6 protein-coding genes are annotated in these 6,227 nt (G+C 65.5%); 5 read left to right on the forward strand and 1 reads right to left on the reverse strand.

Features of this window, described 5'->3' with window-relative positions; all coding sequences use genetic code 11:
• Positions 1–113 precede the first annotated feature (113 nt).
• Complete coding sequence (locus AB4Y99_RS25675; protein ID WP_038365751.1) at positions 114–785, reverse strand: alpha/beta hydrolase; 672 nt, start codon at positions 783–785, stop codon at positions 114–116.
• 311 nt (positions 786–1,096) lie between these two features.
• Here AB4Y99_RS25675 and AB4Y99_RS25680 point away from each other — a divergent pair, with 311 nt between their 5' ends.
• From AB4Y99_RS25680 to AB4Y99_RS25700, 5 genes are all read left to right on the forward strand, one after another.
• Positions 1,097–2,230, forward strand: coding sequence for a cysteine desulfurase family protein (locus AB4Y99_RS25680; protein ID WP_441525318.1), 1,134 nt, complete (start codon positions 1,097–1,099; stop codon positions 2,228–2,230).
• Positions 2,231–2,292: 62 nt separating this feature from the next.
• The gene (gene sufB, locus AB4Y99_RS25685; RefSeq protein WP_441525319.1) at positions 2,293–3,765 is read left to right on the forward strand and encodes a Fe-S cluster assembly protein SufB; all 1,473 of its coding nucleotides are present in this window, start codon (positions 2,293–2,295) and stop codon (positions 3,763–3,765) included.
• Positions 3,766–3,874: 109 nt separating this feature from the next.
• Positions 3,875–4,627, forward strand: a complete 753-nt coding sequence (gene sufC / locus AB4Y99_RS25690; protein WP_441525321.1) for a Fe-S cluster assembly ATPase SufC — start codon at positions 3,875–3,877, stop codon at positions 4,625–4,627.
• Entirely contained in the window at positions 4,627–5,976 is a 1,350-nt protein-coding gene (gene sufD / locus AB4Y99_RS25695; protein ID WP_441525320.1) for a Fe-S cluster assembly protein SufD, read from the forward strand. The genes sufC and sufD overlap by 1 nt, the downstream gene beginning before the upstream one ends.
• On the forward strand, positions 5,976–6,182 hold the full coding sequence (locus AB4Y99_RS25700; RefSeq protein WP_038365758.1) for a tautomerase family protein: 207 nt from the start codon (positions 5,976–5,978) through the stop codon (positions 6,180–6,182). The genes sufD and AB4Y99_RS25700 overlap by 1 nt, the downstream gene beginning before the upstream one ends.
• Positions 6,183–6,227: the final 45 nt, after the last annotated feature.

Raw genomic sequence — 6,227 nt, forward strand, 5'->3', positions numbered from 1 at the left:
AGATCAGGTTGTTCCGCGACTGGATTCTGGCGGAGGCCCGGGCAGCTTCCATGAAGCTGCCGGTACTCGAGGGAAGCCGGAGCGCGACCGCCCCGGCTGCCTGATCGTCCGGATCAGGCCTGTTCCTGCTCCGACTTGATGATCTCCGGCCCGACCTTGCCGTCGAGATAGACGCCGACCTGCTCCATGAGCTGCTCGACGCGACCGTCGAAGAAGTGGTTCGCGCCCTCGACCACGGCATGCTCGATYTGGATGCCCTTCTGGGTCTTCACCTTCTCGATCACCGCCATCACCTCCTTGACCGGGGCGACGCGATCCTCCGAGCCATGGACGAACAGGCCGGAAGACGGGCAGGGCGCCAGGAAGGAGAAATCGTAGCGGTTCGCCATCGCCGCGATCGAGAGGAAGCCCTCGATCTCGGGGCGGCGCATCAGCAATTGCATGCCGATCCAGGCGCCGAAGGAAACGCCCGCGATCCAGCAGTTCTTGGCCTCGGGGTTGAGCGCCTGCATCCAGTCGAGCGCGGCAGCCGCGTCCGAGAGCTCGCCGGCGCCGTGGTCGAAATGGCCCTGGCTGCGGCCGACGCCACGGAAATTGAAGCGCAGCGCCGAGAAACCCCGGTTCACGAAGGTGTAGAACAGGTTGTAGACGATCTGGTTGTTCATCGTCCCGCCGAATTGCGGGTGCGGATGCAGGATGATCGCCAGCGGCGCGCCCCGCTTCTTGGCGGGCTGGTAGCGCCCTTCGATCCGGCCTGCCGGACCGTTGAAAATCACCTCTGGCATCGTCTTACCGCCTTTTGTTGACGATGCCGGCAGGAGCGGAGCCCGGGGCGGCCGAATGCCGCTCCTGAAGCCCGCCGCCCTTGACGGCACCACCTCGTGCGCCCTAGATAAAGAGCGCTTAGAATGGTTCTAACAGCCGTGAACGAACGAAGAACAAAACGGTATGCCGCTCTCGGAAACCGGTTCGACCTCGTTCTGGCCGGTTCGGACGGGCGGCTATAGCACGGCGCACAGGTGCGATTTCAAGCATTTCGTGTCGAGCCCGTGAGATCGCGGCCCGCGATGAAGAAGATGGAGCAGGCAGGACGGTGATGGCGGCAAGGCGCGCCTATCTCGACCACAATGCCACGACCCCGGTGCGGCCGGAGGCGGTGGAGGCGGTCGCGCATGCGCTGACCCTGCCCGGCAACCCGTCCTCCGTTCATGGTGAAGGGCGCGCGGCCCGCGGCGCGATGGACACCGAGGCGAATGTCACCGTGCTCTCGCCCGGACTGATGGATTGCGATGGCGGCCGCGATTGTGTGCGGGTCCCGGCGTCGCTCCTGCTTCACAGCGCGAGCGAACATGCCTGCGTGCGCGATGGACATCGCTTCGCCGCCGGTTCCGCCGAGGAAATCCCTGTCGATGGCGACGGGCTCGTCGATCTCGTCTGGCTGGAGGCGCGGCTCGCGCGCTTCGCCGCCGAGATGCCTAGCGCGCGGGCGCTGGTCTCGATCCATCTCGCCAATAACGAGACCGGAGTGATCCAGCCGGTCGCCGAGGCCGCTGTCATCGTTCACCGTCATGGCGGGCTTTTGCACAGCGATGCCGTGCAGGCTGCCGGCAAGATACCGGTCGATATCGTGGCGCTCGGTGCCGATGCGCTGACGCTGTCGGCCCATAAGATCGGCGGGCCGAAGGGGATCGGCGCTATCGTCTTCCGCACCGGCGCGCTCGAACTCGCGGACAAGCCGATGCGTGGCGGTGGTCAGGAGCGCGGCTGGCGGGCCGGAACCGAAAACTTGCCGGGAATCATTGGCTTCGGCGCCGCGGCTGAGGTTGCGCGCAAGGTTCTGGGCGAGGAGGCGGCCCGGCTTGCCGTGTTGCGCGACAGGCTCGAAGCCGGCTTGCTGGCGCTTGCGCCGGAGACCGCGATCTTCGGCCGCCCGGTGGAACGCCTGCCCAATACCAGCGCCTTCGCGACGCCCGGCCTGAAGGCCGAGACGCTTCTGATCAAGCTCGACCTGATGGGCGCGGCGCTGTCCTCCGGCTCGGCCTGCTCCTCGGGCAAGGTCAAGCGTTCGCATGTGCTCGATGCGATGAAAATCGACCCTGCCATGAGCGCAGGGGCCTTGCGGGCCTCGCTCGGATGGACCACCTGCGAGGCGGACATCGATCTTTTCCTCGCGGCCTACGAAAAGCTCGTGGCTGCGCAAGCCGATCGGGGCGCCCGGGCTGCCGCCTGACGCGTTCCGCAACACGAAGAAATTGAACCGGCGGGCCTTGAACCCGCACTGGAGACTGAGAAATGGCAGCGGTCCAGGAGACCATCGATCAGGTCAAGTCGATCGACGTGACCGAATACAAATACGGCTTCGTCACGGAGCTCGAGGTCGACAAGCCGGCCAAGGGCCTGACCGAAGACACCGTGCGCTACATCTCTGCGCGCAAGAACGAGCCCGAATGGATGCTCGAATGGCGGCTCGACGCCTTCCGTCGCTGGAAGACCATGACCGAGCCGACCTGGTCGCGCGTGAACTATCCGCCGATCGACTACCAGGACCTCTATTATTATGCGGCGCCGAAGAAGGGCGCTTCGCCGAAGTCCCTCGACGAGGTCGATCCGGCGATCCTGGAGACCTACAAGAAGCTCGGCATCCCGCTGCGCGAGCAGGAGATTCTCGCCGGCGTCGCGCCGGAGAACCGCGTCGCGGTCGATGCGGTGTTCGATTCCGTTTCGGTGGTCACGACCTTCAAGAAGGAGCTGGCGCAGGCCGGCGTGATCTTCTGCTCGATCTCGGAAGCGATCCAGGAACACCCCGAGCTGGTGAAGAAGTATCTCGCCACCGTGGTGCCGGTGACGGACAATTATTTCGCCACGCTTAACAGCGCGGTCTTCACCGACGGCTCCTTCGTCTATGTGCCGAAGGGCGTGCGCTGCCCGATGGAGCTGTCGACCTATTTCCGCATCAACGAGCAGAACACCGGCCAGTTCGARCGCACGCTGATCATCGCCGACGAGGGCGCTTATGTCAGCTATCTCGAAGGCTGCACGGCTCCCAAGCGCGACGAGAACCAGCTCCACGCGGCGGTGGTCGAGCTGATTGCGCTCGACGATGCCGAGATCAAGTACTCGACCGTGCAGAACTGGTWYCCSGGCGATGCCGAGGGCAAGGGCGGCATCTACAACTTCGTSACCAAGCGCGGCGATTGCCGYGGCAAGAACTCGAAGATCTCGTGGACGCAGGTCGARACSGGMTCSGCSATCACCTGGAAATACCCGTCCTGCATCCTGCGCGGCGACGGCTCGCGCGGCGAGTTCTACTCGATCGCGGTGTCGAACGGGGCGCAGCAGGTCGATAGCGGCACCAAGATGCTGCATCTCGGCAAGAACACGACCTCGAAGATCATCGCCAAGGGCATCGCGGCCGGCAAGTCCGACTCGACCTATCGCGGCATGGTCTCGGCCCATCGCAAGGCGACGGGCGCGCGCAACTTCACCAACTGCGACTCGCTGCTGATCGGCGACCAGTGCGGCGCGCACACCATCCCCTATATCGAGGCCAAGACCGCGACCGCGATCTTCGAGCATGAGGCGACGACCTCGAAGATCGGCGAGGACCAGCTCTTCTACTGCCAGCAGCGCGGCCTCTCCGAGGAGGAGGCGGTGGCGCTGATCGTCAACGGCTTCGTCAAGGAGGTGCTGCAGCAGCTCCCGATGGAATTCGCCGTCGAGGCGCAGAAGCTGATCACCATTTCCCTTGAAGGCTCCGTGGGCTGACGCCCGATCGTTTCCGAGATGCCCGGGGCAAGCCGGGCATGACGCCGAGACCAAGCGCGTCATGGTCGGGCCCGACCCGACCATCTCCTGCAAGATGGAACTCTGAACAATSCTCGAAATTCGCAATCTGGTCGTCAAGATCGCCGACGAGGACAAGCAGATCCTCAATGGCCTCAACCTCACCGTGAATGATGGCGAGGTCGCCGCGATCATGGGGCCGAACGGCTCCGGCAAGTCGACCCTGTCCTATGTCATCGCCGGCAAGGAGGACTATGAGGTCCTCGACGGCGAGATCCTGCTCAACGGCGAGAACGTGCTGGAGATGGAGGCCGATGCCCGCGCCGCCGCCGGCATCTTCCTGGCCTTCCAGTACCCGCTGGAGATTCCCGGCGTCGCCACCATGACCTTCCTGAAGGCCGCGATGAATGCGCAGCGCAAGGCGCGCGGGCAGGACGAACTCCTGACGCCGGACTTCATCAAGCAGGTCAACGCCGCCGCCGACAAGCTCGGCATCGCCAAGGACATGCTGCGCCGTCCGCTCAATGTCGGCTTCTCCGGCGGTGAGAAGAAGCGCATGGAAATCCTTCAAATGGCTCTGCTTTCGCCGTCCATGTGCATCCTCGACGAGACCGATTCCGGCCTCGACATCGACGCGCTGCGCATCGTCGCCGAGGGCGTCAATGGGCTCCGCGACAAGAATCGCGGCTTCCTCGTCATCACCCACTATCAGCGCCTGCTCGATCATATCGTGCCGGACACCGTCCACGTCATGTCGAAGGGCAAGATCGTGAAGACCGGCGGCAAGGAGCTGGCGCTSGAGCTCGAGAAGWSSGGTTACGCWKCCTATGGGGAGGCCGCCTGATGGCCATCGTCACCCCGCTGAAGACGGCGGCCGAGCAGACGCTGATCCAGCAGTTCGCTGACAGCAAGGCCGAGCTGCCGGGCGGCCCGGCTGTGCGCAAGCTGCGCGAGGACGCCTTTGCCGGCTTCGAGGCCAAGGGCCTGCCGCATCGCCGGCTCGAATCCTGGCGCTATACCGACCTGCGCGCGCTGCTGCGCGAGGCCCGTCCGCTCGCCGACGGCGCCGCCGTCACCGAGGCGGTCAARGCTCGCCTGGCCGCGCTGAAGCTCGACGGCCTGCGCCTCGTCCTGGTCGACGGCGTCTTCGCGCCCGACCTCTCGACGCTCGACGACATTCCGGAAGGCGTTTCGGTGCAGTCGCTGTCCGAGGCACTGGTCTCTCAGCGCGAGGGCCTGTCCCGCGTGCTGTCCGGCCCCTCGGTCGGCGCCGACGATACCGGGCTGATGCTCAACACCGCACTGAKGCGCGACGGCGTCTTCGTCGAGATCGCCGAGGGCCGGAATCTGGAGCAGCCGATCGTCATCGTCTCCCTCGCTTCCGGCCATGAGGAGCGGGCGGTGTTCCACCGTTCGGTCGTGCTGGCGGCGCAGGGCAGCCGGGCGACCATCGTCGAGGTCAGCGAGGCGGCCGGCGAGGCGGCCCAGCAGATCAACGGCGCCATCGTCTTCGAGACCGGCGACGAGAGCGAGATCCAGCATGTCCGCATCGTGACGTGGCAGGCCGCGGCGAGCGTGCAGGTGCAGAGCCTGCTCGCGACCGTCGGCGCCCAGGCCAAGTTCGACTCCTTCGCCTTCGTCGCCAGGGCCGGCACGCTGCGCCAGCAGCATTTCGTCCGATTTGCCGGCGAGCACAGCGAAATCGGCCTGCGCGGCGTCAATCTGCTGCGCGGCTCGGAGCATTCCGACGTCACGCTGATCGTCGACCATGAGGTGCCGCACGGCACCAGCCGCGAATTGTTCAAGACGATCGCGAGCGGCGAGTCGACCGGCGTCTTCCAGGGCAAGGTCGTCGTGYGCCCGCATGCGCAGAAGACCGATGGCAGCATGAAGAGCAACGCGCTGCTGCTGAATGACGGCGCGACGATGTTCAACAAGCCGGAGCTCGAGATCTTCGCCGACGACGTGGTCTGCGGCCATGGCGCGACCGTCGCGCAGATCGACGGCGACCAGCTCTTCTATCTGATGGCRCGCGGCCTGCCGCGGCCCCAGGCGGAGGCGCTGGTGCTGCAGGCCTTCGCCGGCGAGGCGGCCGAGTTCATCGGCGACGAGAATGTGCGCGAGCTCGTCATGCACGAGGTCGAGTCCTGGCTCCAGGCCCGCGAGGCCGCCTCCGAGGTGAGCACCGTCTGATGCCCTACATCAATCTCCAGATCACGAAGGGCGCGACGCGCGAACAGAAGGCGCAGATCGTCAAGGAGTTCACCGAGACCCTGGTGAAGGTGCTCGGCAAGAACCCGCAGAACACCCATATCGTGATCCAGGAGATCGAGCGGGAGGATTGGGGGCATGCCGGCGCGCTCGTCGCCGACCGGCAGCCCGGTACCGGAAAGGCGTGAACATATGAACGCGGTGACCGGCCAGCCCGTACTGAAGCCCTATGA

Origin of the sequence: Allobosea sp. TAB14 (assembly GCF_052113865.1) — a bacterium.
Lineage (GTDB): Bacteria > Pseudomonadota > Alphaproteobacteria > Rhizobiales > Beijerinckiaceae > Allobosea > Allobosea spartocytisi.